The sequence below is a fragment of the Erwinia rhapontici genome (assembly GCF_020683125.1).
Classification (GTDB): Bacteria; Pseudomonadota; Gammaproteobacteria; order Enterobacterales; family Enterobacteriaceae; genus Erwinia; species Erwinia rhapontici.
The window spans coordinates 2,824,576-2,851,338 of record NZ_CP085627.1; the positions used below are offsets into that span (position 1 = coordinate 2,824,576).

Sequence of the window (26,763 nt, forward strand, 5' to 3'; positions counted from 1 at the left end):
TTTTGGCTTCTTATTTTTTACCACTGTCATGACCATGCTAAACTGCAAGCACTTATTTCCCCTGGATTCAGCCTGTGTCTCACTCTTCCCGCGTCTATTTTCCGCAAGCCTTTCTCGATCAAATGCAGCAGTTACTGCCAGATAACACCGAATACCAACGTTTTCTCGCCATCAGTGAACAACCTCTTCGCCGCAGCCTTCGCGTCAATACGTTAAAAATCAGCGTGGCGGACTTTCTCGTACAGGTGGCGCCGTATCAGTGGGCATTAACGCCGATTCCCTGGTGTGCAGAAGGATTCTGGATCAGCCGTGACGATGCCGACACGCTGCCGCTGGGCAGCACCGCTGAACACCTCGCCGGGCTGTTCTACATCCAGGAAGCCAGCTCGATGCTACCGGTCAGCGCACTGTTTTCCGGTGATACATCTCCTGAGCGGATTATGGATATGGCGGCAGCGCCAGGTTCAAAAACCACGCAGATTGCTGCCAGGATGAAGAATCATGGCGCCATCCTTGCCAATGAATTCTCCGCCAGCCGCGTGAAAGTGCTGCACGCTAACCTTAGCCGCTGCGGCGTGAGCAATACCGCAATGACCCATTTCGATGGACGCGTCTTCGGCCCGGCGCTACCCGAGTGCTTTGACGCTATTCTGCTGGATGCCCCCTGCTCGGGTGAAGGTGTCATCCGCAAAGATGCGGACGCCCTGCGTAACTGGTCTGAAACCAGCACCGCCGAGATTGCCGCCACGCAGCAAGATTTGATCAACAGTGCGTTTCATGCCCTGCGCCCGGGTGGCACGCTGGTTTACTCCACCTGCACCCTGAACCGCAGTGAAAATCAGCAGGTCATTACCTGGTTGCAGGAACAGTACCCGGATGCCGTAGAGATTGAACCCCTGAACTCGCTGTTCGAGGGAGCGGAAAAAGCGGCCACGCCGGAGGGTTTCCTCCATGTGTTCCCGCACATTTTCGACAGCGAAGGCTTCTTTGTTGCACGTCTGCGCAAAACGGCAAGCGTGCCTCCTCTGCCGGTGCCCGGCTATAAAGTGGGGAAACCGCCCTTCAGCCCGCTCAATCGTAAACAGCAGGAAGAGGTGATCGCCGCGGCGGCAAAATCGGGACTGCGCTGGGAAGATGACATGGCACTGTGGCAGCGTGACAAAGAGCTGTGGCTGTTCCCGCGCGCGATAGAAGCATTGCTGGGCCGCGTACGTTTCTCTCGAATCGGCCTGAAACTGGCAGAAACATTCCCGAAAGGTTACCGCTGGCAGCATGAAGCCGCTATCGCGTTGGCTGATCCGGCGGCACCTCATGCTGTTGAATTGAGCAGCAGTGAAGCGGAAGAGTGGTATCGTGGGCGGGATATCTATCCTGAGCGTGAACTGCCAGGTGATGAGCTGATCATTTGTTATCAGCAGCAGCCGATTGGTATGGCCAAAAAGGTCGGTAGCCGCATTAAAAATAGCTACCCCCGAGAACTGGTACGCGACGGCAAGCTGTTCAGCGTGTAACTCACTGGCGGTTTTTCGGAGCCGCCATTGACGTTATGGCACGGCCAATTGGCACGATATTGAGGCATGGTTTATCGCAATTGCTTTAAAATGATGTCTTTCTGACCTTCACGGATTTCACAGAGATGAGCAAACGCAGGCAGTTTTATCTGACGCTGGCCCTGATTACCACAGGCAGTTTATTAATTATTGAGGTGCTGGCGCGACTGGTACATTTGATTATCGTGGGATAGGCGAGATAAGCAGACAGGAATACAAGGGCCATCACAGCCCCGATAACAGAATTATTTCAGTGCGCGCGGATTTTTACGCAGCGAACCACTCCAGCTAAAATCTTTCACTTCGCTCTCTTTTGCCGCAGACGGTTTACGCGGTTTCTTAGCCAGTACCACTTTGCTGCTTTCGCGCACAACGCGCTCTTTCATCACTAACCGCTTGGCCTCTTTGAGGATTTCTTTCTCTTCTTTCTTACTGGCGACGTGACTGAGTTTATCGGTCAACGTTTTAACCCGCTGCTCCACCAATACTTTTTCATCATCCGTAAACTGGTCGATGGAAATTTCTTTCTCGCTTTTCATGCAACAGGCTCCTGGCCAGTCATCAGTGTTACGGTTATCCGCAGCACCGGGCCACCTGACATCGTAGAGTGCCGGGCGATGATGCACAAGCCATGATGGCAGAAAGTGAGGTTGAATCGTCCTTATTTCATCATGAAACCCTCATGCTACGATATTTTGCGTGATTTCTTGCGGGTAAAAACCGTCAGGGGCTGCCTTTATGCGAGCAACACGCATTGCTCTGCCCTGCGGTTAAATGTAAACATAGTATAAAAATGATCATCAAGGGCTCGGCTCCGGCTGAGAGCCACGGAATCACCATCATGTCTGACAACGATGTTTACACTTCTTCCATGCTGTTTCGCATTCGGGGCGACATTGTGGCCACCGCTGAGGATGCACACGGTGAGGTCACCGTGATCGATAACAAGGTCTACCGCCTTCTGAGCTTTGACCGGGTTTTCGAGCAAAGCAAAATGCAGAAAAGCAACCCGATGATCCCCGTACATAAATACATTTGTGCCATGTTGATGGCTACGGCGCTGACTCCCGCGAACCGCATTCTGGTGCTGGGTCTGGGTGGCGGATGCCTGATACGACCGCTGTTTGCAGGTAACCCACAGATCGTCATTGATGCCGTGGAGCTGCGTCAGGTGGTGCTGGATGTTGCCCTGGCGCATTTTCACCTGCCGGTAACCCCAGATATTCACTATCGGGTGGAAGATGCCGCCGATTTCATGGCGCAGGCAGACCCTGCCCGCTACTCACTGATTTTTTCTGACCTGTATTCCGCCAGCGCCATTGTGCCACTGCAGTCTTCACGTGAGTTTTTGCGTCAGTGCGCGCAAACGTTACAGCCCAACGGTTGGCTGGTACTGAACCATCCTCAGGCCCCGGATGAAGACTCCGCGTTTTCCGATGCACTCACAACCCTGTTTCGCACTGTGCTCTATTGCACCACGCCCAGTGGCAATGTGGTGATCTATGCCAGCGTCGGGCATTGCAGCACGCCGCTGACGCAACTGCGCGCCATGATGAAAGCCAGCGGCGAAGGGTATCAATCTGATTTCTCCCTGCTGGCGCATAAAATTTATCGCTGGCCTGGCCAACAGACCTGATACCGCTGCTTAGACTTCATTTCCTTTAAATTTTCCGGCGAACATTGCTGGTAACCGGAGCGTGGTCTATTTTTAGCGATCAAAGGGAATACGTTCATTACCGAGACCATAAACAGAGACAATAAAATGATCATTCAGGGCATTAGTAAGGGATTCTTTATCTTTATACTGGCGGCAACCACGCTGGCTTTTTTTCACATCCTGGGGCCTTATTTTTCGGCGATCCTCTGGGCCGCCATTCTGGCGATTATTTTCCATCCACTTAAAACCAAAATCAGAAAACATCTTGGCGATAAAAACGGCCTGGCATCGCTGCTGACGTTGTTGGTGATCTGCCTGATTGTATTTATCCCACTGGCCGTGGTCGCCTCCTCACTGGCGGTAGAGTTCAACGCCCTCTACAACCGTTTGCAGGGTAACCAGACCGAGCTCACCACGGTGGCAGCAAGCGTTATCAATCATTTACCCGACTGGCTGCGTCACTTCCTGCAAGAAAACAACATGAACGATGCCAGTGCCATTCAGGAAAAACTCTCTGGTGTGGCGATGAAAGGCGGCCAGTTCTTTGCGGGTAGCCTGATGATGATTGGTAAAAGCACCTTCAGCTTTGCCATCGGCTTTGGTGTGATGCTGTATCTGCTGTTCTTCCTTCTGAAAGATGGAGCCTATCTTGTCGGCCTGGCGCTGGATGCCATTCCGCTGTCGCAGTTTGTTAAACAACATCTGTTTGTGAAGTTTGCGGCGGTATCACGCGCAACGGTTAAAGGCACCATCGTCGTAGCTGCAGTACAGGGTGCGCTGGGTGGCATTGCATTCTGGTTTGCGGATATTCAGGGCAGTATTTTATGGGGGTCGCTGATGGCCTTCCTGTCACTGATCCCGGCGGTTGGTTCAGCGATTATCTGGCTGCCTGTGGTGCTGTATTTCTTCTTCACCGGTGCGATGGTGAAGGGCCTGGCACTGACGTTCTTCTTTGTGGTGGTCATCGGTCTTATCGATAACATCCTGCGCCCACTGCTGGTGGGGAAAGACACCAAGATGCCGGACTACCTGATTCTCATTTCGACCCTCGGTGGCATGGAAATCTATGGTCTCAATGGCTTCGTGATTGGTCCCTTGATTGCCGCGCTGTTTATCTCCTGCTGGAACCTGTTGTCCGGTAAGGACCATAAAGGCAATACCGATGGGATTGATCCTGACTTTATCGAGGAAGGACAGACACATCAGGAAAATCAGGAGAGAGAGGGTCAGGAAAGAGAACAGCTGGAAAAAGAGAAGCTCGAGCACAAGAGCAAACCATAAACAACAACGGGGCTGAATCAGCCCCACTTTTTTCTATCGTGTTCACAAGAACGCTGACCGTTAGCACAACGATGACGGCTGACGTATTTGGGCACCGTGTGCTTGTTGTCGGCGGCAACTCTCAGGTATCCGACTGGCTCAATTGCTGATTAAGCGAATCAACGTTCCATCATGATCCACCAGAGCCGCCATTTTCAGCCCCGAGGGTTGTTCCACGGGCGGATGAATACGCGGGAAATCTTCGCACTTCTCCTCAATACCGGCGTCCTGCAACACCGCATAAAACCCATCGAGATCATCCAGCCGCAGACAGCAGCTAAACCAGCTACTGTAAGGATCAAGATCCCTGTGCGGGAAGAACTCCAGCGTCAGATCCCCACGCAACATAATCAACCAGTGCTCATCTTTATATTGCGTGGTAAAACCCATCTGACGATAAAAATGTTCTGTCTCAGTGAAATTCCGCGAGGGCAGATTAGGCGTGGCGCGATCGGTCATCCGGGGCTCCTTAAGAGGCAGTGAGCAGCATTCCGCTGCAACGTCATTGCAGGGGCCAAATGTTGGCTTTACTCTTCGTTGGCGGCATCTTCTTTATAGACACGATTTCCGTACCACACCACCGCAGCCCCAATCAGCATCGCAACGATGACGTAGGGGATCTTGTCCTCTTCCGTGCCCCCTATCCCGCCTGCCGAGAGAAAATACAGCCCGGCAATCAGCGCAAGGATCACCTTCTTCACATTGTTAATGGGTTTCATACAGATACTGCGTACCGCCCATGCACCCAACATCAATCCCAGCAGCCCCAACATGGTTCCCATTGCAATACCCTTTTGTACATGTGATTTATTGATATCGGGCATCGGAACCCGTGGCAGCGTAACGCCGCAGTGCAAGTTGCCCATGTAGCGGCAAGCCGTTGAAGATACTGCGTTATGTTAGGGGGAAAAGCAAACGGAGGTGGGGATGTTGGGATTGGGGGCACGGTTATAGCGTCGATACAAAATCGCTTCCAAAAAAAGACCAAAGACGATTCCTGTCTTTGGTCCAGGGAAAGGGCTCTTTTCAGAGCCGTGCGCTAAAAGTTGGCATTATTGCAGGCGATTCGCCTTGCACTTTAAAAGATAGACCAGTTGTGGGGGTTTACCAGCCAGTTGTAAACAACGTAATAACTGATTGTTAGCATTGTGATCGCGGCGGCAGAAACGGGCGGGCTGCGCTTTTCAGCGAGAGTGGAATGGGAAATAACTGGCGCACCGAAAGGTATGCGCCAGCGTCGTGCAATCAGTTACAGAGCTTTTCGGCGCGCGCGATAATCGGGGCCAGGCTCTTCTTCTGGCCCGGGTTGGCCGGGTCGTCAGCCAGAATCTTACTGATTGGGAATCCGGCCTTTATCTGGCCCGCTTTGACTTTGGCTTCCGCCGCATCATTCAGCGGATATTGCACCAGCGTGCCATCGTTAATGGCGAGCAGCACGTTGCCTTTTTCACAGCTTAACATCATCTCTTCACGCACAAACGGCCAGTTCTCTTTGCCCATATCGAAACGGCTCACGGTTTCGATGCCAGCCATTGCACTGCTGCTGATGCCCAGTGCGACGCAAAATAATGCCAACTTTTTCATCTTGTTAGTACCTCAAACGATAAAACATAAACTGAATCGGGATAAGCGAAAACAGGTGTTGATCAGGCAGGTTCGAGTGTGGCAAAGATGCCCACCACCAGCAGTACCGCCGCCGCCAGAGCGATCTCCACCAGCGTGCTGGTGATAAACGACTGCTGTGCCCCTGCCCCGCTATGCTGAAAACGCGGTACCAGCCAGTAGCGGTTAAACAGAGCAATGCCCATCATTACGCCAACCAGCAGGGATTTCAGCACCAGCAGCTGGCTGTAGAGGCGGAAACTGGCAGGCGGCCAGCCGAGCAGCAGCAACGCATTGATCACTCCGCTGATGACCACCAGCATGACGGCCAGATGACCGTAGCGTGAAAAACGCATCATGGTGCTAATGGCATCGTAACGATGCTCGGGGCTCCGCGCTGCGCGCATCAGGTAAACGACAGGAAGCAGGCCACCCGCCCAGAATGCCGCGCTCAGCAGATGCACTGTCTGATTGGCGCGCTGGAATACACCGCTCCAGCCATCCAGCATCGCAGCATGTCCGGTAAAGGCCAGCCCGCTGAGCTGCAATATGGCTAACAGCAGCACCGTCTGCTGGCACCCTTGCCCACTCAGTCGTCTGCGAAACAACAGCACCAGACAACACAATACGGCCAGCGCCAGTTGCCACTGCCATGCGCGGCCAAACTGCGTCTGTAGCACCGCCAGCCAGATATCGCCTTCAAGCGTATCCTGCCAGCCGTCCCCCATCTGTCCTGTCTGTGCCGCCAGCAGCAGTAGCGCACTCAGCAACGTCAGCCAGGTACTCACCCGGATTAACGGCATCAGCCGCCGGGTAAGATCGGCGCGATAACGTGCCGGAGCCAGCAACGTCGTGGTGACTCCGGCCCCGACCAGCGACATCAGTGCGCAGAAATGCAGCCAGCGGCACAGAATATAGAAGCCGGTGAGTGACATATCACTTCACGCTGAAGGTGTAGTTCCCTTTGGTCTTATGCCCGTCAACTGACAGCACATGCCATGTCACCTTGTACTCACCACTGCTCAGCGGCTGTTTAAACTGTACCCGCAGGGTATTGCGCTGTTTCGGGTCAAGGGCGGCTTTGATCTGATCGACCGGCTTGTTGTCGGTACGGCTGACAACCACGCCGCTAAATGCTGGCTCGATATCTTCGCTGAAGGAGATGGTCAGTGACTCAGGCCATTCGCTACCGGCGGGATTAACCGCGGTATACTGGCTTTTAAGGTGGGCATGAGCGGAAACCTGTTGGGTAAACAGTGCGGCGAGTAAGAAGCCGGAAACCCTGAAGAAATGTCGCATATGTCGCAATGATCCTTAGCAAATCGCAGCGCCTTGCTGCCTGAGGGCGAAAGAATACTCCGCTTAAAAACGGGTGTCGAGGTGATAGCGACTATCAATGGGCCGTCAGACTTGCTAATCCGTGCCTTCTGCATTATTTTCTGCCACACACTAAGGGGGGGAATACCATGAGCTACAATCTGGCCACATTGCCGCAGACAGATAAAGACAAAATCAACGTTGATCTGGCCGCTGCCGGGGTGGCGTTTAAAGAACGCTATAACATGCCGGTTATTGCCGAAATGGTGCTGCGTGAGCAACCGCCAGCGCTGCAGGAGTGGTTCCGTGAGCGTCTGACTCACTACCGCCAGGCCTCCCTGTCACTCTCGCGTCTGCCGTACGAACCTAAACAAAAATAGTGGCTTGTTTTTTGCTCCCGCTTCGGTTGAGATGAAGGCCTTACTTTACTCTTCAGGGTGGTTTTTTTATGTCCAGCTGGACTATCGCGGCAGCACAGTCAGGTTCCCGTCCGGGCGATATCGCCTGGAATATTCAACACCACCTCGAATTCATCCAGCAGGCCGCGTCGCTGCGCGTTGAACTGCTGATGTTCCCTGAACTTTCGCTGACCGGTTATGAGCTTCCGCTGATGGCTGAACTGGCGCTCTCGCTGGACGACGAGCGACTGCAACCCTTTGCCCACGCGGCGTAGCAGCATCAGATGGGCATCAGCATCGGTCTGCCATTAAAGGCGGACGATAATGTTCGCCTCTCCGCACTGACATTCCTGCCGGACGGTACGCGCATCGCCTACAGTAAGCGCAATTTGTACGGTCAGGAAAAAGAGATTTTCGCGGCAGGTAATACGGTGCCGTTATTTGGATATCAGCATCATCAGGTGGCGATGGCCATTTGTGCCGATATCAGCGTGGAAGCCTTTGCCCGTGATGCCTCCGTTCGCGGTGCCGATCTCTATGCCACCAGCGTGCTGGTTTCCGAGCAGGGATATGAAACCGACTGCAGCTACCTCGCCCGCTGGTCGCGTGATTATCAAATGGCCGTGGTGATGGCGAATCACGCCTGGCCCACGGGCGGCTACCAGTGTGCGGGTAAAAGTGCTTTCTGGGACGCGACCGGACGCCAGGTCATACGCGGGGGCGAAGGCGAGCAACTGATTATTGCCCGTCGTAGCGGTAATCATTGGCAAGGAGAGGCGCATTCGTTACCCTGCCCGTCAGTTCTGTAAACGGGAGAAGCTATGTTACGCGTGATAGACACGGAAACCTGCGGCCTGCAGGGTGGTATTGTCGAAGTGGCATCGGTGGATGTGATTGACGGACAGATCGTCAATCCAATGAGCGACCTGATCTCACCCGACCGCCCTATCAGCCATCAAGCCATGGCCATCCATAAAATTACCGAGGCCATGGTGCGGGGGAAACCCACCATTGAGCAGGCGATCGGCCGCTATCACGGCAGCCCTTATTATGTGGCACACAATGCCAGCTTTGACCGCCGTATGCTGCCAGAGATGCCCGGTGAATGGATCTGCACAATGGCGCTTTCGCGCCGCCTGTGGCCGGGCCTGAAATACAGTAATCTGGCGCTGCGCGAATCCTTACAGCTGGAGGTGACGCCGCCGGAAAATTTACATGCCCACCGTGCGCTATATGACTGCTACATCACTGCGGCGCTGCTGATCCGTATTATGTCGTTCAGCGGCTGGGATGCGCCAGAGATGATCCGTCGGATGCAGGTGCAGGGATCGTTTAATACCTTCCCGTTCGGTAAGTATCGCGGGCAGAAAGTGGATGATGTGGCGAAGAAAGATCCGGGATATTTAAAGTGGATGCTAAAAAATATCACGGATCTGAAGCCCGACTTACGCAGTGCCATGCAGCGGGCGTTGAGTGCGACGGATTAAGCCGCGGGTGTGGTCAGCAGGCCGCTGGCCAGCCCGATAAGAAATGCATACTCCAGCGCCACCCCTTCATAGGCTTTAAAACGGCCTGACTTTCCGCCATGACCAGAGTCCATATCCGTTTGCAGCAGCAGTAGATGATTATCGGTTTTCAGCTCTCGTAGCTTAGCCACCCATTTTGCCGGCTCCCAGTACTGAACCTGGGAGTCATGCAGACCGGTGGTGATCAACAGATGCGGATAATCCTGCGCCTTAATGTTGTCATACGGGCTGTACTGTTTGATGTAGTGATAATACTGCTCCTCAGCCGGATTGCCCCACTCGTCATATTCGCCAGTGGTAAGCGGAATGGTTTCATCCAGCATCGTCGTCACCACATCCACGAACGGCACCTGCGCGACGACCCCCTTGAAACGCTCCGGGGCCATATTAATGACGGTGCCCATCAGCAACCCACCGGCACTTCCGCCCATCGCATAGAGTTTTTCCGCATCGCCGTACTTTTTCTCCACCAGCGCATCGGTGATATCGATAAAGTCATGGAAGGTGTTCATTTTATTCAGCAGACGTCCATCGTCGTACCACTGCTGACCCATCTCACCGCCGCCACGAATATGCGTCAGGGCAAAGACAAACCCGCGATCCAACAGGCTGAGACGACTGGCGCTGAAATCAGCATCCATACTGCTGCCGTAAGAACCATAACCGTAAACCAGCAACGGGTTGGTTCCCGGCTGGTAGCTGTCTTTACGGTACACCAGTGAAACGGGGACCTCGACGCCATCACGCATGGTGATCCAGTGGCGTTCGCTGCGATAGCGAGCCGCATCAAACCCTTTCACTTCCGTCTGCTTAAGGACTTCACGCTCACCTGTGTCCAGGTCCAGTTCAAACAGCGTATCCGGCGTGGTCATGGATGAGTAGCCGTAACGGACTTTGCTGCTGTCCGGCGTCGGATTATGACCAATCCAGGTCACATAGGCCGGATCGTCGAAGGCAATGCTGGTGCTCTCACCGCTTTGCCAGTTTATCTGACGCAGGCTGGTCAGCCCCTGCTGACGCTCTTCCACCACCAGCCAGTCGCGGAACAGCGTATAGCCTTCCAGCACAGTCGTATCCCGTGGCGCAATCAGCGGCTGCCACTGTTGCTCATCTGCACTGTCGCTGCGGTACAACCCGAAGTTCTTGCCATCCCGGTTGGAACGCACATAGAACTGCCCCTGATAATGGTCCACGCTGTACTCATGATCTTTACGCCGCGCAGAGAACAGCTGGGGCTGAGCATCGGCATCAGCGGCATCCAGCAACAGGATCTCACTGGTGGTGCTGCTGCCGAGAGCAATCGCCACAAACTCTTCGGACGTGGTTTTGTAAACGCTGACGTAGAAGGTGTCATCTTCCTCTTCATACACCAACTGATCCTGCTGCTGCGGCGTGCCCAGCGTATGCCGCCATACCTGATACGGCAGCAGCGTCTTTTTATCTTTCAGCACATAGTAGAGGGTTCGCGAATCACTGGCCCACGTCATCGCGGAGGAGACGCCTTCCAGCACTTCCGGGTACCACTCGCCGTTCTCAAGGTTGCACAGACGAATGCCGTACACCCGGCGTGACAGGAAGTCTTCTGCCACGGCCATTTTCTGGTTATCCGGGCTGATCGCCACGCCGCCCAGGGTATAAAACTCATGGTCAGCAGCACGCTGATTTCCATCCAGCAGCGTATCCCAGTGGTCCGGCGTCTTCGTGTCGGCGGGCTGACGGGCGTAAATCGTGTATTCATTCCCCTCTTCATAGCGGCTCTGATAACGATATCCCCGCTTCACATAAGGCACCGAATGGTCACGGGCAGGAATGCGGTCGATGATCTCCTGCAACAGCTCCGCCTGTAAGGCCTGCTGCGGCAGCAACTGTTGCTGACAGTAGTCGTTCTCAGCCCGCAGATACGCAAGCACCTCTGGCGCTTCGCGCTCGTCGTCGCGCAGCCAGTAATAATTATCGATACGGGTATCACCGTGCAGGGTCATCTGATGGGGAATTTTATTCGCTTTAGGAGGTGTCATAGTCTCTTCGCAGTTGCTGTGCCTGTGTGTAAGGTTGGCAGCAACCAGACTGATTAACAAGACGTTATCAGTGCAACAACGTGCTTTTCAGGGGATTTTTTTGCGCGGGTGACAATGTTCACCCGCGAAGGATTAACTGATCTATCAGGCAGGGAGCTTCTGCTTCTCGGCACGAATGTCGGTTTCAATCGACTGACGCACGTCCTGTGGGATTTTCAAGGCATCGCCCAGCGCCTGCAAATAGCTGCGCTCCATAAAGTGGTCAACATCGATGACAAGGTTGCTGAGGAAATAGACCTCCAGCGCTTCTTCTTCGTTTTTCACATCGGCCGCCAGCTTCTGCGGATCAAGCGGAGAGTCAATGGCACGCTGCACCAGCTGCTCGCCCTGCGCACCTAAACCAGACTGGCGAATATGTTCATCAATGGCTTTACGCTCATCGTTGTCGATATGGCCGTCACTTTTGGCCGCAAAGACCAGCGCTTCAATCAGACGCTCGGCGCGACGGTCGACCGGGGAGCTCTGCTGACCAAACTCAGGCTGATCCTGATGGGTTTCACTGACACGCTGTTTGTACTTATTCCACAACAGCGCACCCGCAGCAGCACCGCCGCCGATGATTACGGCGTTCTTCCCGTACTTCATCAACAGGTTGCGGGAAGATTTACTGGCAATCAGCAATCCCGCCAGGCCACCGAGTGCACCGGGGGCCAGCATTTTGCTCAGCCCTTCTCCGCCAGAGGAGGATTTGCCTGCCTTGCCTAATACCGTCTGAATCTGTTGCAGCCAGTTGCTCATAGTCAGTCCTTCATTACCCGAAAACACCACAATAAAGCAGCCCACGTCAGGAAACGTCAAACGATGAAAAGGCTGTAAAATTTCCCGTTGTTTCCAGCGGCAGATGGACAGATATCCTGCAGTCAGTCGTGGATAAGTTGTTGGATGGTTGCATTGCCTCTACCCTGAAAAGGAAATTACGCAGAGGAGAATCGATACAAATGGCATTTTCGGCGAACCCATTGTTTATCAATACCATCCTGCTCGGTGGCAGCAGTGAAGAGAAACTGCGTGCAGCTGCAGCGGCGGGTTTCAGTCAGGTGGAATTGTGGCAGCAGGATGTGAGTGAAGCCGTGGGCGATGCCGCCGCGCTGGCCGATCTCTGCCAGCAGCTTTCCCTCGGGCTGACGGATTACCAGGTGTTGCTGGATTTTGATGGGGCGCCAGAGAGCCTGCGAGAAGATAAACAGCATGAAGCCTTACAGATGATGGCAACGGCGCAACGCCTTGGCGCATCAACGCTGTTGGTGCCGGCTTCCACTCATCCGCACTGTTGCACAGAACGTATCGAAGCGGATTTACGCTGGCTGGTGCAGCAGGCGGCAGATCATGGCCTGCGCGTAGCGTATGAGGCGATGGCCTGGAGCCAGCATATTAATAACACCGCCGAGGCATGGCAGCTTATCCAGCAGATTGACGCACCCAATCTGGGGCTGGTGGTGGATGCTTTTCATATTTTTGTACGCCAGAGAACGCTGGCAGACCTGGCCGGTATTCCGGCAGAGAGGATTTTTCTGGTGCAGTTGTCCGATCTGAATGAGCAGCCGGATGCAAAGCATCTGGTCGATACGGCCCGGCATCACCGATTGTTACCCGGTGAGGGCCAATACCCACTGAAGGCGCTGTTAGCGCATTTGCAGCAGATCGGTTACGAGGGGCCAATAGGCCTGGAAGTATTTAACGATCAACGCCACGCTGCTGACCCGCTGGCAACGGCACAGGCAGCGATGGCGTCATTGCGCAGTGTGCTGAGCACATAATGATCTGAACGGCTGATCAGAAAAAAGATCAGCCACAGCAGGGGCGGGTTACACCGCGCGCAGTTTGCCTTCATCAGATGCGTCGCTGTTATCAGCCGCACTGCTCTCTTCAGGCAGTTTACCGGTGCGGAGGATCTGTTGCAGCGCGTCTTTATTTTCCGCCATAAACAGCCCCAGCGCTTCACCCTGCTGTTCTTCCATTTCCAGCGGGCTGGCGGTCAGCCAGTCGGCAAAGACTTCCGCCAGGTCGAGCATCTTGTCGTAAGCATCGGCTTCTTTCTTGCTGGCAAATGTCATCTTTTCCTCACCTTTTCTGACGACAACGTATTTGATTTCAACAGCCATGATTTTCGTCCTGTTTAACTGTATTTTTATACAGTGTAGCAGCGTCGCTTTTTTCACTCAAGCGTAAAGTGCGGATGATTACGCAAACGTTTTCGTTTATACTTCGCGCGTTTTTTTCAATCCATTCAGGTAGAGATTATGACAACTCTTGGAACTGCGCTGCGCCCTAATGCAACCCGTGTAATGCTGCTGGGATCCGGTGAACTGGGCAAAGAAGTAGCGCTGGAATGCCAGCGTCTGGGTGTGGAGGTGATCGCCGTGGATCGCTATGCCGATGCCCCTGCGATGCACGTTGCCCACCGCAGCCATGTGATCAATATGCTGGATGGCGCAGCCCTGGCCGCACTGGTCGCGCAGGAAAAGCCGGACTTCGTGGTGCCGGAAATTGAAGCGATCGCCACCGATATGCTGATCGAACTGGAAAAACAGGGACAGCACGTAGTGCCGACCGCACGCGCCGCGAAACTGACCATGAACCGTGAAGGTATTCGCCGCCTTGCTGCGGAAGATCTGGCGTTGCCGACGTCATCCTACCGCTTTGCCGACAGCCGCGAGGCTTTCCTGGCCGCCGCTGATGAGATCGGTTTCCCGTGCATCGTAAAACCCGTGATGAGTTCTTCTGGTAAAGGGCAGAGTTTTATCCGTGAAGCCGCACAGCTGGATGCTGCATGGGAATATGCACAACAGGGTGGCCGTGCCGGTGCCGGTCGGGTGATCGTTGAAGGCGTGGTGAAGTTTGATTTCGAAATTACCCTGCTGACCATCAATGCTGTCGACGGCATTCACTTCTGCGCGCCTATCGGACATCGTCAGGAAGATGGCGACTATCGCGAATCCTGGCAGCCGCAGCAGATGAGCGAGCTCGCACTGAAACGTGCGCAGGAGATTGCTGAAAAAGTGGTGAATGCACTGGGTGGGCGCGGCCTGTTTGGCGTTGAGCTGTTTGTCTGCGGTGATGAGGTGGTGTTCAGTGAAGTGTCGCCACGCCCGCATGATACCGGCATGGTCACGCTGATTTCTCAGGACGTCTCCGAGTTCGCGCTGCATGTGCGCGCGTTCCTCGGTCTGCCAGTCGGCGGCATCCGCCAGTACGGTCCGGCAGCATCAGCGGTGATCCTGCCAGAGCTGGACAGCAATAATGTGCAGTTCGCCAACCTGTCTGCTGCACTGGGCGCCGGGCTGCAACTACGCCTGTTTGGCAAGCCAGAAATTCAGGGCAAACGCCGTCTTGGTGTGGCACTGGCAACGGGCAATGACGTGGAAGAGGCGGTGCAGCGTGCCATCAGTGCCGCTGCCAGCGTAAAAGTCAGCGGCTGACAGACCTGCAGATTATTCAAGGGGCGGAATTCCGCCCCTTGTGGTTTTATCGCGCCCCGGCAACGGCTTCCTGCGCCAGGCGGGTAATACGGTCATAATCCCCCGCTTCCAGCGCATCCGCTGGCACCAGCCACGACCCACCAATACACAGCACACTTTTCAGCGCCAGGTAGTCGCGGTAGTTAGCCGGCGAGATGCCGCCCGTCGGGCAAAAACGTACCTGTGGGAAAGGCCCGCCAATCGCCTGTAAGGCTTTCACGCCGCCGTTAGCTTCCGCCGGGAAGAATTTAAACTCACGCAGACCATAATCAAGACCGGTCATCAATTCAGACACGGTGCTGATTCCCGGGATCAACGGCACTGAGCCGTCTACAGCGGCTCTGAGCAACGGCTCGGTCAGGCCCGGGCTGATGATAAACTGCGCGCCCGCATCGGTGACTTCTTTCAACTGCTGCGCGTTCAACACGGTGCCTGCCCCAACAATCGCTTCAGGCACTTCTCTCACCATGGCCTTCAGCGCATCCATCGCGCAGGGCGTGCGCAGCGTCACTTCCAGCACACGCACACCACCCGCTACCAATGCTTTCGCCATCGGAACAGCATGCTCAAGCTTGTTCACCACGATCACCGGCACAACCGGGCCTGTTTTCAGAATCTGTTCAGCGCTTGTTTTCCAGTTACTCATCAACGACGTTCTCCTGTCTGGCCTGCCTTCCGTCCTGGTGGATCGTAGCAGGCAAAAGTGACGCTCGCGGCGTCAGGAAGTGATTATGCGATCTACCATACAGGAGAAGCACCGCGAGCGTCTACGCGATCGTTGTGTTTTTAAAATGCAGGTTCATTTTTTATGAAGCCGTATTTTGCCCACAAAAAAGCCCGCCGAAGCGGGCTTAACCTGTCAGGACAGATTACTCGAATTCATTCCACGAGCGACCATCACGGGTAATCATGGCCACGGAAGCCACAGGCCCCCATGTTCCCGCCTGATAAGGCTTAGGTGCTTCTTTATCGGAAGACCAGGCATCCATAATGGAGTCAACCCATTTCCAGGCTTCCTCAACTTCGTCACGACGCACGAACAGGGCCTGGATACCGCGCATGGTTTCCAGCAGCAGGCGCTCATAGGCATCCGCCAGATGCGACTGATTGAAGGTTTCTGAGAAGCTCAGATCCAGCTTGGTGGTTTGCAGGTTATGTTTGTGATCCAGCCCTGGCACTTTGTTCAGGATCTGAATATCCATGCCTTCATCCGGCTGCAGACGAATGGTCAGTTTGTTCTGTGGCAGTTCCTGCCAGGTGTCTTTAAACAGGTTCAGTGCCGGGTTTTTGAAATACACCACCACTTCTGAACACTTGGTTGGCAGACGCTTGCCGGTACGCAGATAGAACGGAACACCAGCCCAGCGCCAGTCGTCGATGTCCACGCGGATGGAAACAAAGCTTTCGGTGGTGCTGGATTTGTTCGCCCCCTCTTCTTCCAGATAGCCAGGGACTTTTTTGCCCTGTACAAAACCGGAGGTGTACTGACCGCGTACGGTTTTTTCACGCACGTTGGTGTGATCGATACGACGAAGGGAGCGCAGAACTTTCACTTTTTCGTCGCGAATGCGATCCGCAGAGAGATCGGCTGGCGGCGACATGGCCACCATGGTGAGCACCTGTAACAGATGGTTCTGGATCATATCGCGCATCTGGCCCGCTTTATCGAAGTAACCCCAGCGGCCCTCGATCCCCACTTCTTCCGCCACGGTGATCTGCACGTGATCGATGGTACGGTTATCCCAGTTAGAGGCAAACAGGGAGTTAGCAAAACGCAGCGCCAGCAGGTTTAGCACCGTCTCTTTACCGAGATAGTGGTCAATGCGGAACACCTGGTTCTCTTCGAAGTATTCACCCACCTGGTCGTTAATCTCGCGCGATGTTGCCAGAGACGTACCCAGTGGTTTTTCCATCACAACGCGTGCAGGTTGCGCATTCAGCTTCGCTTCACCCAGGCCCTTACAGATGGCTCCGAAGGTGCTTGGCGGCATCGCGAAGTAGTTAATGGTGACGCGTTTTTTCTGGTCGAGCATTTTTCCCAGACGAGGGAAATGGCTGCGGTCATCCACATCCAGGTTGCAGAAATCGAGACGGCTGCTGAGTTTATCCCACAGCGCTTCGTCGATCTTCTCCTTCATAAAGGTTTCCAGTGCCTCACGCACCACCTTGGTATAAGCAGCCTTATCCCATTCCGCACGGCCAACGCCGATAATGCGTGAATCTTCATGGATCTGACCGGCTTTTTCCAATTGATACAGAGAGGGCAACAGTTTCCGGCGCGCAAGATCGCCTTTGGCACCGAAAATTACCAGATCGCATGCCTGGGCTGTTTGTGTAACCGCCATTTCATTCTCCTCGTTGCAGGATTAGCCTGTCCCTGAGATTCCGTAGTCGGACAGACTCTTATTGTAATTTTGTTTCAATACAATGTACTGCTTTTGCCTGCTCCTCGTAAACCAGGGGGAGGCCACTGCGGCACAATGTATTCAATCAATGCTTAATTTAGTGGCAACCTTCGGAGGCCTACCATCAGATTGTGCGTAATTTTTCGTCATTTTTGTTACTGTTCTTACCATTCTGAAAATCAGACACAGCTCAAACTCTGGCAAAAAATGTAAATTAATGTCGTTATGCTACTGCCACCGAGGCTGTAGCGCATTGTATATTCTCTACAAAATGACATCGATTTCTCCTTTGATTGAAATCGTCAGAATGTATGAACGGGTAGCACTATGAATATGCTGGAAAAAATTCAATCACAGCTGGAAAATCTGAGCAAATCAGAGCGCAAAGTTGCCGAAGTCATTCTCGATTCTCCCACCACTGCCATGCACTCAAGCATTGCCCTGCTGGCTCGCGCGGCGGGCGTAAGCGAACCGACGGTGAATCGCTTTTGCCACCGGCTGAAAACCAAAGGTTTCCCTGACTTCAAATTGCAGCTGGCACAAAGCCTGGCCAGCGGAACGCCCTATGTCAGCCGTAACGTTGAACAGGACGACAGCGTTGAGTCTTACTCAGGGAAAATTTTCGAGTCCGCGATGGCCGGGCTGGATCGGGTGAAACAAAGTCTGGATGTCGGTGCCGTTAACCGTGCCGTCGATCTGCTGACCCAGTCAAAGAAAATTGCCTTCTTTGGTCTGGGGGCTTCTGCTGCCGTGGCACACGATGCAATGAATAAATTTTTCCGCTTCAATGTGCCGGTGATCTATTCCGATGACATTGTGATGCAGCGCATGAGCTGCATGAACAGCGGTGAAGGCGATGTGATGGTGCTGATCTCCCATACTGGTCGCACCAAAAATATGGTTGAGCTGGCGATGATGGCGCGGGAAAACGATGCCACGGTACTGGCCATCACCTCTCCCGGGTCGCCACTGGCGCGCGAGGCCACGCTGGCCCTGACGCTGGATGTTCCTGAAGATACCGATATTTATATGCCGATGGTGTCGCGCCTGGCGCAATTAACGCTGATTGATGTGCTGGCCACCGGCTTCACCCTGCGGCGCGGAGCAAAATTCCGCGATAATCTTAAGCGGGTTAAAGAGGCGCTCAGAGAATCCCGATTCGACAAAGACAGCACTGATTCTGTGCTGAAAGCGCATTGAGTGAGCCATTTTTATCGCGTCATCGCGTGGGGGACATTCATCTGGCCCCACGCTGGCTGCTATGAAACAAAAAAATGTCCTACCCTCAGAATGTAATCAACAGAGCAGATTGATACTGCCACTGTGTCGATGTATCCGCTCCCCCCACAGCGATAAGAACAGGTAATAATTTACTCATTTCACCTAATAATAAGATACGTATCTCAAAAAACCGCTTATCGGCATTATTGAGCAAAACTTAAATCTTTTTTTCAAACCATAAGAAATACGTATGATCGATTAAAACCATCGTGACCATATAAACAGCTAAATCTAAAAATAACGATAAAAATCAACTTACTGATAATGAATTGGATTCAAAAGTCACGTTAATAAATATCATCTATTTACCTCGTGGACAATCGCGAATCCCTACCTATAATTCATAAAAATTAATCGACCAATTGGTAAAAACAACTTACTGCCCGTCATGGCATGAAAATGCTTTTAAAAAAATTCAGTTTATTCATTTTCGTTAATCACTACATTTTGGCTCTGACAAAAAATACAAACTGAGCACAATGCATTAACAGCACATTTTTAGTACTAAAATTTCACCTGTGGAAATAAATACAAAATGAAAAAGATACTGAATAATATCAACCTGCCTGCAAAATTCATGCTCCTTGCTTTCTTTGTACTGATACTTTTTGCTGTACCTACCGCCTTATTTATTGATGAGGGAAATCAGCAGATCAGTGCAAAAGAGTTAGAACTACAGGGCATCCCCGTTGAAAAACAGATGCTGGTACTGCTGAATCTTATGCAGCGCCATCGTGCAGAAGCCGCCATCGCTATCGCTCAAAACACGCCCGATGCACCGGCAAGGCTGGCATTGAAAGAACAGATCAACGTATTAAGCGATGCCATTCAGGGCACATTGCGCTCCTCGGCCAGTGAAAGTGCTGCCCTGCAAAGTTTTAGCAGGCTGACCGGCCTTTGGCGTCAACTACAAACTGATATAGATAACCGAAATTTAACCCTGGCAACCAGTTTAACGCACCATGCCCAGCTGATACGTACATTGCTCGATACCAATATGCAGGTCGTCGATTTCTACGGATTATCACTGGATCCTGATTTAAATACTTATCAGTTTATCATCAGCACCTTTAACCGGTTGCCGGAATTGACTGAAACACTCGGGCAGATCCGTGCACGGGGTACCTCATTACTGGCAAGTAAGGAAGGTATTAACGACAGCGACTATGCCCGCATGGAGTTTCAGATACTGAATGGCAGAAATGCCCTGCGTCTTTATAATGACAATCTGCTGAAATCATTCGAGACCGATCATTCTTTGCGCACAAAATTCAGTACTCGCACGAGCAATGCTTTTAAACAAACCGATGAAGCATTGAAAATGGCAGAAGCTGTCTTTGTGAATCGTAGTCTGAATAATCTCAAACCGACCGAATTTGTTGCTGTTTTCACCAATGCTATCAATCAGTACTCTACCTTCGCCAATGAAGCAGCGGATGAATTAGATAACATGCTGTCGGCGCAGATAAGTGAACATAGATATAATCAATATGAACTGTTAGGCGTGCTGGCAACGATTATGCTTATCGTTGTGACACTGGCGATTTATATCATCCGTTCCATCACTGATCCGCTGCGTGATGTGGCACACGTTGCCAGAGAGGTTGCCTCGGGTAATTTGACGTCTCAGGTTCAGGTTAACGGCACCAATGAAATGGCGGCGCTAATTCACTCCTTAATGCAAATGCGTCACCGCCTCTCGGAACTCGTTGCCGATATAAAAAATAATGCGACAACCATCGCCACCTCCTCTGAAGAGATAGCACAGGGAAATGGCGATCTCTCAGCACGCACAGAAGAACAGGCCGCCTCTCTCGCTCAAACTGCTGCCAGCATGGAACAACTTTCATCGATTATTTTGCAGAATGCGGATAACACCCGCCACGCTGCCGGCATGGCCAGTTCAGCAACCGATGCTGCGCTGCTGGGCGGGGAAGCCATGGAGTCCGTTCTGGAGTCAATGCAAAAGATCAGCTCCAGTGCCGGTCAGATTGAAGAAATTATCCGTGTGATCGACAGTATCGCGTTTCAGACCAACATTCTGGCACTGAACGCTGCCGTTGAGGCCGCACGTGCGGGTGAACATGGAAAAGGGTTCGCGGTTGTGGCGGCCGAAGTCAGAGCGCTGGCTCAGCGCTCCGCCAGCGCGGCTAAAGAGGTCAAGCAGTTGATCACCCACTCGGTTGAAAATGCCCGTCAGGGTATTTCTATGGCGCAGGATGCAGGGGACAAAGTGAAGCAAAGTGTCTCAGCGATTGAGCAGACGGCCCAGTTGGTTAACGACATTGCCTCCTCCTCACAGGAGCAGAGTGCGGGTGTTGCGCAGATCAATATTGCGGTGAATCAGATGGATCAGGTCACCCAGCAGAACGCCGTTCTGGTTGAACAATCAGCGTCGTCGGCAGACGAGCTTGCCGCGCGTGCGAATCAATTACGCGAGCTGGTGGCGGTGTTCCGCACGGAGGAGAATCGGCTTTAGTCACATCAACACCTTTAGGCGCGCTCTTCTTTATCCTCGCGCGGCGTCAAGGTTATAGCAGGTTCCTGCACCACCAAGGTCATTCTTAAGGGAATGTCTTACGATAGGAGTGACTTTGGCGGGTTGTGTCAGTATTGTATCAGTCGAGGCCTTCACACTACGCCAGCCTTATTCGAATGCAGAAGAAGGCTGGCGTACGAGAATGAATAACTAAACCGTACATCTGAATAGATAATCATCTTTAGACCTCTTAAGTGAATACTCTACACCTCACTTTAGGTCTCCCTAGCTAAGGAAACTCTATGTCTCGTCGTCTCAGAAGAACCAAGATTGTAACCACCTTGGGCCCCGCTACCGATCGCGATAATAACCTCGAAAAAGTCATCGCTGCCGGCGCCAACGTCGTTCGTCTTAACTTCTCACATGGCACGCCAGAAGATCACCAAATGCGCGCCGACAAAGTGCGCGAGATTGCCGCTAAACTGGGACGGCATGTCGCGATTCTGGGTGACCTTCAGGGGCCGAAAATCCGCGTTTCTACCTTTAAAGAAGGTAAGGTTTTCCTGAATATTGGGGAAAAATTCCTGCTGGATGCCAGCATGGGCAAAGGCGAAGGCGACAGAGAGAAAGTGGGGATCGATTATAAAGGTCTGCCTGCCGATGTGGTACCGGGCGATATCCTGCTGCTGGATGATGGCCGTGTACAGTTGAAGGTACTGGAAGTCCAGGGCATGAAAGTCTTCACCGAAGTGACCGTTGGTGGGCCACTGTCGAACAATAAAGGCATCAACAAACTCGGTGGTGGCCTGTCAGCCGAAGCGCTCACGGAAAAAGACAAAGCCGATATCCTGACCGCCGCCAAAATTGGCGTCGACTACCTGGCCGTGTCCTTCCCGCGCTGTGGTGAAGATCTCAACTATGCACGTCGTCTGGCACGTGAAGCCGGCTGTGATGCAAAAATCGTCTCCAAAGTGGAACGTGCTGAAGCCGTTGCCAGCCAGGAAGCGATGGATGACATCATTCTTGCCTCGGATGTCGTGATGGTGGCCAGGGGCGATCTGGGCGTTGAGATTGGTGATCCGGAGCTGGTCGGTATTCAGAAGGCCCTGATCCGTCGTGCTCGCCAGTTAAACCGTTCTGTGATCACTGCCACCCAGATGATGGAATCGATGATCACTAACCCGATGCCGACGCGTGCAGAGGTCATGGACGTGGCTAACGCCGTGCTCGACGGCACCGATGCCGTCATGCTGTCTGCAGAAACGGCAGCAGGCCAGTATCCGGCAGAAACCGTTTCAGCGATGGCGAAAGTCTGCCTGGGCGCAGAAAAAATCCCAAGCATTAACGTCTCCAAACACCGTCTTGATGTGCAGTTCGATAACATCGAAGAAGCCATTGCGATGTCGGCGATGTATGCAGCGAACCATCTGCAGGGCGTCACGGCCATTATCACCATGACCGAGTCAGGCCGTACTGCGCTGATGACCTCACGTATCACCTCAGGTCTGCCTATTTTCGCGATGTCGCGCCATGAGCGCACGCTGAATTTGACCGCGCTGTATCGTGGTGTCACCCCGGTCTTCTTCGACAGCAATAATGATGGCGTTGTCGCTGCGCATGACGCGATCAATCTGCTGCGTGAAAAAGGCTTCCTGATGTCAGGTGACCTGGTTATCGTTACCCAGGGCGATGTGATGAGCACCACCGGAACCACCAATACCAGCCGTGTGCTGCGCGTTGAGTAATTCCGCCTGAATATATTGGGCCGCAAGGCCCAATATATTCCACTCCCACTTCGTGCTCGCTTTAGACTCACTCTGCAAAGCGTATTACCCCTCAACTCTCCATCATGTGATGCCGTTAAATGGCCACCTACCTCACCTTCATATTTATGCATTGTGATCGGGCGAGAATGCGTTATGTTAGCGCGGTTCCGAAAGCTGACACGCTGCTGCATTACACCACCCCCTGGAGGGAGCCAGAATGGCGTCATTTGTTCCACTGTCGAACCTGACCCGTCGACACCTGATATTCCCATTGTCATTAGTCCTCTTCGAGTTTGCGACCTATATCGCCCACGATATGATTCAGCCCGGTATGTTGCTGGTCACTCAGGAATTTAACGTTGGGCCAGAATGGGTATCAGCCTCTCTGACGGCCTATCTGATTGGCGGCATTGTGTTGCAGTGGTTGCTGGGCCCCCTGTCGGACAAGCTGGGTCGGCGCCCGGTGATGCTCGCCGGAGTGACCTTCTTCATGCTGACCTGTATGGCGACCCATTGGGTGCAGAGCATCGAGCAATTTATCCTGCTGCGTTTCCTGCAGGGAATCAGCCTGTGCTTCATTGGCGCCGTGGGGTATGCCGCGATACAGGAAGCCTTCGATGAAGCCCTTAGCGTGCGTATCATGGCGTTAATGGCCAACGTTGCGCTGCTGGCTCCGCTCGCGGGTCCGCTGGCCGGGGCTGCATTTCTGGAAATCAGTGACTGGCGTACCATGTTCTGGCTGTTTGGTGCCGTCACGGCCATTGCCCTTCTGGGCCTGTGGCGTACCATGCCGGAAACGGCCGGGGACCCGCAGATGTCGCTGTCACTTCCCTCTCTGGGCAAAGGGTATCTGGCCCTGCTGAAAGACCGTCAGGTGATGAGTGGTTCACTGGCAATAGGCCTGGTGACCATCCCGTGCCTGGCCTGGGTGGCGCTGTCGCCCGTGATCCTGATCCACGATGAGGGGCTGACACGGCTGGATTACGCACTGTTGCAGCTTCCCGTATTCGTCGCCATGATTGCCGGGAACCTGACCCTGGGCAAGCTTGCCTCTCGCGTGCCTATCGATCAACCGCTGCGCCTGGGCGCCTGGCCGATTTTACTGGGCCTTGGGATCGCCGCACTGGCCTCCGTTATCGACAAGCACAGCTACCTGTGGCTGACTGCCGGGCTCAGTCTCTACGGTTTTGGCACCGGACTGGTGAACGCGGGTCTGTACCGTTTGACGTTGTTTTCCAGCCAGGCAGGCAAAGGCAGTGTCGCCGCAATGCTCGGCATGGTGAGTATTCTGGTGTTTGCGTTGGGGATTGAGCTGGCGAAGTTTGCTTACTTTAGCGACGGTGCCCGCGCTTTCAGCCTGGCGAATCTGGCCTGCGGTCTGGTGTGGTGCGTGTTAGTACGGGCATTTCTGCGGGAATGGAAGCGTCGTTCCTCACTGAACTGATCGGCCAGGGGACAACAACATAGCGCGTTGTCCCCTGCCAGTATTACTTCTTTGGATAAAGTTCTTTGCGATCGTAAGGTTCTTTCTCACCGGGTTTGCGTGTTTTCAGCAACTTGAGTATCCAGGTGTACTGCTCCGGATGCGGACGCACAAAATCTTCCACTTCTTTATTCAACCGGCGAGCCTGTGAAGCATCATCAGAATCCGGCAGATCGTCCATCGGCGGACGTAGATAAATATCCAGACAGTGGCGTTTGCTGTCATACACCGGGAAGAGCGGTACCACTTTCGCCCGGCAGACTTTCATCATACGCCCTACCGCGGGTAGCGTAGCTTTGTAAGTATCGAAGAAATCAACGAATTCACTCTGCTCTGCACCGTGATCCTGATCCGGCAGATAATAGCCCCAGTATCCCTGACGGATAGACAGGACAAACGGTTTGATGCCGTCGTTACGCGCATGCATACGACCGCCAAAACGGCGTCTTACCCGGTTCCAGACGTAATCCATTACCGGATTGCTCTGGTTATGGAACATCGCCGCCATCGGCTGCCCTTCAGACGCCAGCACCATCGCCGGCAGGTCGACGGCCCAGGCGTGGGGTACCAGGAAAATGACATTCTGCCCGTTATTCTGCAAATCATCGATAATCTCACGTCCGTGCCAGCGAATACGCTTCTTTGCGTTCTTCGGCCGCAGGGCGAGTTCGGCCATCATCGCCATCGACTGCGGGGCAACGGCAAACATCTCGTCGATGATCGCTTCGCGTTCTTGCTCTGACTTATCCGTCATGCAGTACAACAGGTTAATCTGTGCACGACGGCGCGCACTGCGGGCAAATTTCCCTGCCAGACGACCTAATGCACCCAATAACGGGTCACGCAGACGTGGGGTCACCAGCGTCAGACTGGCAAATGCGCCAACACCCAGCCAGCTTCCCCAATAGCGTGGCAATAAGAAACTTTTGTTAAACGTGGGAATGAACTCAATTTGATTATTTTTTCTGTTTTCCATGCACTGGCCTCGAACAATAACGGGCTTATGATAGTGCTGACGGAAGATTTTGCAAAGTTATTGCCGTGAATGCGCCTGTTTAGGCTAAAAAAAAGCCGATGGCATCCACCATCGGCTTTTTTATGTGCAGCAATCTTACTTGAAGCGAAGTTGAGGCACGACTTCGCGCACTTTCGCCAGGTAATCGCGACGGTCTTTACCGGTCAACCCTTCCATACGCGGAAGTTTGGCCGTCAACGGGTTCACTGCCTGATTGTTAATCCAGATTTCAAAGTGCAGGTGTGGCCCCGTAGAACGCCCCGTATTACCGGAAAGCGCGATGCGATCGCCACGCTTCACTTTCTGACCGGGTTTCACCAGCAGCTTCTTCAGATGCATATAGCGCGTCATATACTGACGTCCATGGCGAACGGCAACGTAGTTACCCGCCCCACCGCTGCGTTTAGCAACGATAACCTCACCATCACCGACAGCCAGCACTGGCGTCCCCACTGGCAGAGCAAAGTCCACGCCTTTGTGTGGCGCAACACGCCCGGTTACCGGATTTAAACGACGCGGGTTAAAGTTCGATGACACGCGATACTGTTTCACGGTTGGGAAACGCATAAAACCACGCGCCAGGCCGGAACCGTTACGGTCATAGAACTTACCGTCTGCCCCACGGATCGCGTAATAATCTTTGTCACCACTGTTCAGGCGCACGCCAGCCAGTTCACTCTGCTCGCTTTTACCATTCAGCATTTCGCGCGACATCAGTACGGAGAACTTGTCGCCGTTACGCAGCTTGCGGAAATCCATCTGCCATTGCAGGGATTTAATCACCGCGCTGATTTCACTGCTGGACAGCCCCGCTTTCCTGGCACTGCTGACAAAACTGCCGTTGACCACACCGCTTAATACGCTGTTTTGCCACTCTCCCTTCTGAATGGCAGAAGAGGGTTTGAAGCCGTCACCGGAGCGGTCGTAAGTGCGCGTTTCACGGCGGGACACTTCCCAGGTAATGCGCTGTAAATCACCATTGTCGTTCAGCGACCATGAGAGTTGCTGCCCGACTTGCAGGTTGCGCAAATCTTTATCGCTTTTCACCAGCATGTTGATTTCCGACATATCAATGCCGTACTGGTTTAACACGCTGCTGAGGGTATCACCTGTTGAAACAACGTAATCGTGCGTGCCGCTTTCATCCGGAACGTCTTCATCGATTTCATCTTTCGGGGCATCGTCAGCCGGGGATGGGGTGTCCTGATCTATCGGCTCACTGGCTTCAGGAAGCAAGGTACGTAGTTGATTTTTATCGAGCTCGACGGTTTTAACAATCGGGCTTTCGTTACCCGGATGATAAACGTAAGGCCGCCACAGCGTGACGGCCAGCGTTACAACGGTCAGCGACCCCAACATAATGCGGTGGGGCCGGGGTAAATTATTAAACGCCATGGCGACAGCGCGGGATATCTGCTGCACTTAAAT

General features: G+C 53.4%; 24 protein-coding genes and 1 pseudogene. 12 read left to right on the forward strand and 13 right to left on the reverse strand.

Features of this window, described 5'->3' with window-relative positions; translation table 11 throughout:
• The first annotated feature begins 74 nt into the window (after positions 1–74).
• A complete protein-coding gene (gene rsmF / locus LJN55_RS13225) occupies positions 75–1,511 on the forward strand; it encodes a 16S rRNA (cytosine(1407)-C(5))-methyltransferase RsmF (RefSeq protein ID WP_227534608.1) in 1,437 nt (478 codons plus the stop codon).
• A gap of 284 nt (positions 1,512–1,795) precedes the next feature.
• Here rsmF and LJN55_RS13230 read toward each other — a convergent pair whose 3' ends face one another.
• On the reverse strand, positions 1,796–2,089 hold the full coding sequence (locus LJN55_RS13230; protein ID WP_133841811.1) for a hypothetical protein: 294 nt from the start codon (positions 2,087–2,089) through the stop codon (positions 1,796–1,798).
• Between the two features lie 302 nt (positions 2,090–2,391).
• On the opposite strand from LJN55_RS13230, the gene LJN55_RS13235 reads away from it, so the two are divergent.
• Both LJN55_RS13235 and LJN55_RS13240 read left to right on the forward strand, forming a co-directional pair.
• Positions 2,392–3,186, forward strand: a complete 795-nt coding sequence (locus LJN55_RS13235; RefSeq protein WP_159336531.1) for a spermidine synthase — start codon at positions 2,392–2,394, stop codon at positions 3,184–3,186.
• 126 nt (positions 3,187–3,312) lie between these two features.
• Positions 3,313–4,488 (forward strand): AI-2E family transporter, encoded by a 1,176-nt coding sequence (locus LJN55_RS13240; protein ID WP_167863783.1) that lies wholly within the window; start codon positions 3,313–3,315, stop codon positions 4,486–4,488.
• 138 nt (positions 4,489–4,626) lie between these two features.
• On the opposite strand, the gene LJN55_RS13245 is transcribed toward LJN55_RS13240, so the two are convergent.
• From LJN55_RS13245 to copC, 5 genes are all read right to left on the reverse strand, one after another.
• Complete coding sequence (locus LJN55_RS13245) at positions 4,627–4,986, reverse strand: bleomycin resistance protein (RefSeq protein ID WP_227534609.1); 360 nt, start codon at positions 4,984–4,986, stop codon at positions 4,627–4,629.
• 68 nt (positions 4,987–5,054) lie between these two features.
• The gene (locus tag LJN55_RS13250) at positions 5,055–5,309 is read right to left on the reverse strand and encodes a hypothetical protein (RefSeq protein WP_227534610.1); all 255 of its coding nucleotides are present in this window, start codon (positions 5,307–5,309) and stop codon (positions 5,055–5,057) included.
• A gap of 463 nt (positions 5,310–5,772) precedes the next feature.
• Entirely contained in the window at positions 5,773–6,111 is a 339-nt protein-coding gene (locus LJN55_RS13255; RefSeq protein ID WP_133841807.1) for a YebY family protein, read from the reverse strand.
• A 62-nt stretch (positions 6,112–6,173) separates the two neighbouring features.
• Complete coding sequence (copD, locus tag LJN55_RS13260) at positions 6,174–7,064, reverse strand: copper homeostasis membrane protein CopD (RefSeq protein WP_227534611.1); 891 nt, start codon at positions 7,062–7,064, stop codon at positions 6,174–6,176.
• Position 7,065: 1 nt separating this feature from the next.
• Positions 7,066–7,428, reverse strand: a complete 363-nt coding sequence (gene copC / locus LJN55_RS13265) for a copper homeostasis periplasmic binding protein CopC (protein ID WP_227534612.1) — start codon at positions 7,426–7,428, stop codon at positions 7,066–7,068.
• A gap of 167 nt (positions 7,429–7,595) precedes the next feature.
• On the opposite strand from copC, the gene LJN55_RS13270 reads away from it, so the two are divergent.
• From LJN55_RS13270 to exoX, 3 genes and pseudogenes are all read left to right on the forward strand, one after another.
• Positions 7,596–7,826 (forward strand): DNA polymerase III subunit theta, encoded by a 231-nt coding sequence (locus tag LJN55_RS13270; protein ID WP_133841804.1) that lies wholly within the window; start codon positions 7,596–7,598, stop codon positions 7,824–7,826.
• 68 nt (positions 7,827–7,894) lie between these two features.
• Positions 7,895–8,653, forward strand: a pseudogene (locus tag LJN55_RS13275) (carbon-nitrogen hydrolase family protein).
• 12 nt (positions 8,654–8,665) lie between these two features.
• Positions 8,666–9,331, forward strand: a complete 666-nt coding sequence (exoX, locus tag LJN55_RS13280) for an exodeoxyribonuclease X (RefSeq protein WP_133841802.1) — start codon at positions 8,666–8,668, stop codon at positions 9,329–9,331.
• Here the strand turns inward: exoX and LJN55_RS13285 are convergent.
• Both LJN55_RS13285 and LJN55_RS13290 read right to left on the reverse strand, forming a co-directional pair.
• Positions 9,328–11,388, reverse strand: a complete 2,061-nt coding sequence (locus LJN55_RS13285) for a S9 family peptidase (RefSeq protein WP_167863772.1) — start codon at positions 11,386–11,388, stop codon at positions 9,328–9,330. The genes exoX and LJN55_RS13285 overlap by 4 nt on opposite strands.
• Positions 11,389–11,532: 144 nt before the next feature.
• Positions 11,533–12,186 carry a tellurite resistance TerB family protein gene (locus tag LJN55_RS13290; protein WP_159336498.1) on the reverse strand — a complete coding sequence of 218 codons (654 nt, stop codon included), beginning with the start codon at positions 12,184–12,186 and terminating at the stop codon, positions 11,533–11,535.
• Positions 12,187–12,386: 200 nt separating this feature from the next.
• On the opposite strand from LJN55_RS13290, the gene LJN55_RS13295 reads away from it, so the two are divergent.
• Positions 12,387–13,205 (forward strand): sugar phosphate isomerase/epimerase family protein, encoded by an 819-nt coding sequence (locus LJN55_RS13295; protein WP_227534613.1) that lies wholly within the window; start codon positions 12,387–12,389, stop codon positions 13,203–13,205.
• 48 nt (positions 13,206–13,253) lie between these two features.
• Here LJN55_RS13295 and LJN55_RS13300 read toward each other — a convergent pair whose 3' ends face one another.
• Positions 13,254–13,550 carry a YebG family protein gene (locus tag LJN55_RS13300; RefSeq protein ID WP_133841798.1) on the reverse strand — a complete coding sequence of 99 codons (297 nt, stop codon included), beginning with the start codon at positions 13,548–13,550 and terminating at the stop codon, positions 13,254–13,256.
• Between the two features lie 138 nt (positions 13,551–13,688).
• Here LJN55_RS13300 and purT point away from each other — a divergent pair, with 138 nt between their 5' ends.
• The gene (purT, locus tag LJN55_RS13305) at positions 13,689–14,867 is read left to right on the forward strand and encodes a formate-dependent phosphoribosylglycinamide formyltransferase (RefSeq protein WP_227534614.1); all 1,179 of its coding nucleotides are present in this window, start codon (positions 13,689–13,691) and stop codon (positions 14,865–14,867) included.
• A gap of 46 nt (positions 14,868–14,913) precedes the next feature.
• Here purT and LJN55_RS13310 read toward each other — a convergent pair whose 3' ends face one another.
• Together LJN55_RS13310 and zwf are read right to left on the reverse strand one after the other, a co-directional pair.
• Complete coding sequence (locus LJN55_RS13310) at positions 14,914–15,552, reverse strand: bifunctional 4-hydroxy-2-oxoglutarate aldolase/2-dehydro-3-deoxy-phosphogluconate aldolase (protein WP_133841796.1); 639 nt, start codon at positions 15,550–15,552, stop codon at positions 14,914–14,916.
• 223 nt (positions 15,553–15,775) lie between these two features.
• On the reverse strand, positions 15,776–17,251 hold the full coding sequence (gene zwf, locus LJN55_RS13315) for a glucose-6-phosphate dehydrogenase (protein ID WP_133841795.1): 1,476 nt from the start codon (positions 17,249–17,251) through the stop codon (positions 15,776–15,778).
• A gap of 387 nt (positions 17,252–17,638) precedes the next feature.
• On the opposite strand from zwf, the gene LJN55_RS13320 reads away from it, so the two are divergent.
• The 4 genes from LJN55_RS13320 to LJN55_RS13335 all read left to right on the forward strand — a co-directional run bounded on the left by LJN55_RS13320 (position 17,639) and on the right by LJN55_RS13335 (position 24,281).
• Positions 17,639–18,511 (forward strand): MurR/RpiR family transcriptional regulator, encoded by an 873-nt coding sequence (locus LJN55_RS13320; RefSeq protein ID WP_133841794.1) that lies wholly within the window; start codon positions 17,639–17,641, stop codon positions 18,509–18,511.
• A gap of 616 nt (positions 18,512–19,127) precedes the next feature.
• Positions 19,128–21,071, forward strand: a complete 1,944-nt coding sequence (locus LJN55_RS13325; protein WP_227534615.1) for a methyl-accepting chemotaxis protein — start codon at positions 19,128–19,130, stop codon at positions 21,069–21,071.
• Between the two features lie 302 nt (positions 21,072–21,373).
• The gene (pyk, locus tag LJN55_RS13330) at positions 21,374–22,816 is read left to right on the forward strand and encodes a pyruvate kinase (protein WP_133841792.1); all 1,443 of its coding nucleotides are present in this window, start codon (positions 21,374–21,376) and stop codon (positions 22,814–22,816) included.
• 238 nt (positions 22,817–23,054) lie between these two features.
• Entirely contained in the window at positions 23,055–24,281 is a 1,227-nt protein-coding gene (locus LJN55_RS13335; protein ID WP_133841791.1) for an MFS transporter, read from the forward strand.
• Positions 24,282–24,324: 43 nt separating this feature from the next.
• Here LJN55_RS13335 and lpxM read toward each other — a convergent pair whose 3' ends face one another.
• Positions 24,325–25,296 (reverse strand): lauroyl-Kdo(2)-lipid IV(A) myristoyltransferase, encoded by a 972-nt coding sequence (lpxM, locus tag LJN55_RS13340; RefSeq protein ID WP_133841790.1) that lies wholly within the window; start codon positions 25,294–25,296, stop codon positions 24,325–24,327.
• A 135-nt stretch (positions 25,297–25,431) separates the two neighbouring features.
• Positions 25,432–26,757, reverse strand: coding sequence for a murein DD-endopeptidase MepM (gene mepM, locus LJN55_RS13345; RefSeq protein WP_133841789.1), 1,326 nt, complete (start codon positions 26,755–26,757; stop codon positions 25,432–25,434).
• Positions 26,758–26,763: the final 6 nt, after the last annotated feature.

Coding starts and splice junctions, on each gene's coding strand:
- LJN55_RS13230 (WP_133841811.1), bottom strand. CDS start 2,089: ATGAAAAGCGAGAAAGAAATTTCCATCGACCAGTTTACGGATGATGAA.
- LJN55_RS13235 (WP_159336531.1), top strand. CDS start 2,392: ATGTCTGACAACGATGTTTACACTTCTTCCATGCTGTTTCGCATTCGG.
- LJN55_RS13240 (WP_167863783.1), top strand. CDS start 3,313: ATGATCATTCAGGGCATTAGTAAGGGATTCTTTATCTTTATACTGGCG.
- LJN55_RS13245 (WP_227534609.1), bottom strand. CDS start 4,986: ATGACCGATCGCGCCACGCCTAATCTGCCCTCGCGGAATTTCACTGAG.
- LJN55_RS13250 (WP_227534610.1), bottom strand. CDS start 5,309: ATGGGAACCATGTTGGGGCTGCTGGGATTGATGTTGGGTGCATGGGCG.
- LJN55_RS13255 (WP_133841807.1), bottom strand. CDS start 6,111: ATGAAAAAGTTGGCATTATTTTGCGTCGCACTGGGCATCAGCAGCAGT.
- copD (WP_227534611.1), bottom strand. CDS start 7,064: ATGTCACTCACCGGCTTCTATATTCTGTGCCGCTGGCTGCATTTCTGC.
- copC (WP_227534612.1), bottom strand. CDS start 7,428: ATGCGACATTTCTTCAGGGTTTCCGGCTTCTTACTCGCCGCACTGTTT.
- LJN55_RS13270 (WP_133841804.1), top strand. CDS start 7,596: ATGAGCTACAATCTGGCCACATTGCCGCAGACAGATAAAGACAAAATC.
- exoX (WP_133841802.1), top strand. CDS start 8,666: ATGTTACGCGTGATAGACACGGAAACCTGCGGCCTGCAGGGTGGTATT.
- LJN55_RS13285 (WP_167863772.1), bottom strand. CDS start 11,388: ATGACACCTCCTAAAGCGAATAAAATTCCCCATCAGATGACCCTGCAC.
- LJN55_RS13290 (WP_159336498.1), bottom strand. CDS start 12,186: ATGAGCAACTGGCTGCAACAGATTCAGACGGTATTAGGCAAGGCAGGC.
- LJN55_RS13295 (WP_227534613.1), top strand. CDS start 12,387: ATGGCATTTTCGGCGAACCCATTGTTTATCAATACCATCCTGCTCGGT.
- LJN55_RS13300 (WP_133841798.1), bottom strand. CDS start 13,550: ATGGCTGTTGAAATCAAATACGTTGTCGTCAGAAAAGGTGAGGAAAAG.
- purT (WP_227534614.1), top strand. CDS start 13,689: ATGACAACTCTTGGAACTGCGCTGCGCCCTAATGCAACCCGTGTAATG.
- LJN55_RS13310 (WP_133841796.1), bottom strand. CDS start 15,552: ATGAGTAACTGGAAAACAAGCGCTGAACAGATTCTGAAAACAGGCCCG.
- zwf (WP_133841795.1), bottom strand. CDS start 17,251: ATGGCGGTTACACAAACAGCCCAGGCATGCGATCTGGTAATTTTCGGT.
- LJN55_RS13320 (WP_133841794.1), top strand. CDS start 17,639: ATGAATATGCTGGAAAAAATTCAATCACAGCTGGAAAATCTGAGCAAA.
- LJN55_RS13325 (WP_227534615.1), top strand. CDS start 19,128: ATGAAAAAGATACTGAATAATATCAACCTGCCTGCAAAATTCATGCTC.
- pyk (WP_133841792.1), top strand. CDS start 21,374: ATGTCTCGTCGTCTCAGAAGAACCAAGATTGTAACCACCTTGGGCCCC.
- LJN55_RS13335 (WP_133841791.1), top strand. CDS start 23,055: ATGGCGTCATTTGTTCCACTGTCGAACCTGACCCGTCGACACCTGATA.
- lpxM (WP_133841790.1), bottom strand. CDS start 25,296: ATGGAAAACAGAAAAAATAATCAAATTGAGTTCATTCCCACGTTTAAC.